Source organism: Acidovorax sp. KPB24-03, from assembly GCF_057546605.1.
The window spans coordinates 1-1,971 of record NZ_BAAJYR010000536.1; the positions used below are offsets into that span (position 1 = coordinate 1).

General features: G+C 70.5%; 3 protein-coding genes and 1 pseudogene. 3 read left to right on the forward strand and 1 reads right to left on the reverse strand.

Annotation, left to right across the window (positions count from 1 at the left end; genetic code table 11):
• From AC27KI_RS23660 to AC27KI_RS23670, 3 genes and pseudogenes are all read left to right on the forward strand, one after another.
• Positions 1-271: pseudogene (locus AC27KI_RS23660) on the forward strand (urease accessory protein UreD); the annotation flags it as partial.
• A 171-nt stretch (positions 272-442) separates the two neighbouring features.
• Positions 443-946 carry a tlde1 domain-containing protein gene (locus AC27KI_RS23665; RefSeq protein WP_284426156.1) on the forward strand — a complete coding sequence of 168 codons (504 nt, stop codon included), beginning with the start codon at positions 443-445 and terminating at the stop codon, positions 944-946.
• Positions 943-1,332 carry a hypothetical protein gene (locus tag AC27KI_RS23670; RefSeq protein WP_284429964.1) on the forward strand — a complete coding sequence of 130 codons (390 nt, stop codon included), beginning with the start codon at positions 943-945 and terminating at the stop codon, positions 1,330-1,332. Before AC27KI_RS23665 ends, AC27KI_RS23670 begins: the two co-directional genes overlap by 4 nt.
• Before the next feature lie 34 nt (positions 1,333-1,366).
• On the opposite strand, the gene AC27KI_RS23675 is transcribed toward AC27KI_RS23670, so the two are convergent.
• The coding region (locus AC27KI_RS23675; RefSeq protein ID WP_487116173.1) for an SDR family oxidoreductase at positions 1,367-1,971 on the reverse strand (605 nt) is incomplete at its 5' end.

Here is a 1,971-nt window from a genome sequence, read left to right on the forward strand (position 1 = left end):
CGCTGCATGGCGTCGGTCTTCTTCATCGCCGGCGAAGCCCTGACGCGCGAGCGGCGCGAAGGCGCGCTGGACGCCGCCCGCGCCGCCATCGACGGGCACCCGTTGGCCGCCACGTCCGGCGCCACCAGCCCCCCATCCGAACGTGGTGGTGGTGCGGGTGCTCGCGCCCGTGGTGGAGCCCGCCATGGGCCTGCTGCAGGCCGTTTGGGCGGCGTGGCGCGCACAGTGCTGGGGCATGGCGGCGCAGCGGCCGCGTACCTGGTCGGTGTAGCGCGCCAAAGGGCGCGCGTTCGGCGTGCGATACGTCCCGACACCCGGCATTACAAAAACGCACGGGCCCCGGCAGAGCCCCCTCCTAGAATCGGCCGGCCGCGCTGAACCGCCCGGGCGCCCTGCCCGTTGCGCATGCCCTTTTGCGCGGCGCCAACCCTTTCACCCTGCCATGTCCGATCCCTACGCCCTGGAGCGCAGCCGACCCCACGCCCCCGGATGCCTGCAATCGAAAATCGCACTGCAATTCGACGGAAAAGTCCTGCGCGGCACGGGCACGCAATCCGTCCTCGCGCTGCCCGCCGTGTCCGGCAAACCCAAAAACGGCCAATTCGACTACTCCACCGAATGGCAGAAGACCCGCAACGCCGGGCCCATCCCCGAAGGGGACTACTGGATCCAGCCGTCCGAGATGTGGGCCAACAACTGGCTCAAGAACCTGTACCGCTCGCCGCGCGCGGCCTGGGGCAATTTCCGGCTGACCATCCACCCCTATCCCGGCACAGAAACCTACGGGCGCGGCGGCTTCTTCATCCACGGCGGCTCGACGCCGGGCAGCGCCGGCTGCATCGACCTGACCGTGCACATCGACAAGTTCGTCGAAAAGCTCAAGAGCGAACTGGGAGGCCTTCCCGAATGCTACATACCGCTCACCGTCCGCTATCCGCCCCAATGAAGGCCCGAAGCACCACCGCGCTCCTGGCCCTGGCCCTGGCACCGGGGCTGGCCATGGCCGAAGTCAGCGACAAGACGCCGGCCCTCTGGCACATCTGGGCCGTGGCCCTGGGCGCCTCGGCCGTGTGCATGGCGGGCATGGCCTGGCGGCGGTGGCTGGGCGCGGCGCTGGCGGTGGTGCCCGCGCTGTGGTTCGCCGGGCTGCTGCTGGAGATCCACTCCACCGACGTCGGGCCCTACCTGTATGCCGAGCAGGGCTGGAGCTACTACCTGCAGGCGTACCTGGCGCTCGCGGTGTTCCTCGCCAGCCTGGTGCTCGGACTGCGCCTGGGCGAGCGGCGGCGAAGGGCATCCGGCGCGGCGGCCGGGGCCCAGTCGCGGACTTGAAGGCCCTGCCGCCCCCAAGGCGGCCCTCTTCGCGTCAGAACGTGCCAGGAAACGCCCCGCCGTCGGCCAGGACGTTCTGCCCTGTCAGGTAGCCCGCCTGCACGCTGCACAGGAACGCGCAGATCGCCCCGAATTCCTGCGGCGTGCCGTAGCGGCCCGCCGGAATGGCCGCCTGGTGCGCGCGGCGCACATCGTCTTCGCTCTTGCCGGTCTTCTGGACGGTCGCCTGGATGTTGGCCGACAGGCGATCGGTATCGAACTTGCCCGGCAGCAGGTTGTTGATCGTCACGCCCTTCGCCGCAATGGAACTGCGCGAGGCGCCCGCCACGAAGCCCGTGAGGCCGCTGCGCGCGCCGTTGGACAGGCCCAGGATGTCGATGGGCGCCTTCACCGCGCTCGACGTGATGTTGACGATGCGCCCGAAGCCCCGTGCCGCCATGCCGTCCACCGTGGCCTTGATCAGCTCGATCGGCGTGAGCATGTTGGCGTCCACCGCCTTGATCCAGGCATCGCGGTCCCAGTCGCGGAAGTCGCCCGGCGGCGGGCCACCCGCGTTGGTGACCACGATGTCGAACGCCGCCCCGGGCCCGCCCGCCACCGACAGCGCGGCGGCCCGGCCCTCGGGCGTGGTGATGTCCG

Coding starts and splice junctions, on each gene's coding strand:
- AC27KI_RS23665 (WP_284426156.1), top strand. CDS start 443: ATGTCCGATCCCTACGCCCTGGAGCGCAGCCGACCCCACGCCCCCGGA.
- AC27KI_RS23670 (WP_284429964.1), top strand. CDS start 943: ATGAAGGCCCGAAGCACCACCGCGCTCCTGGCCCTGGCCCTGGCACCG.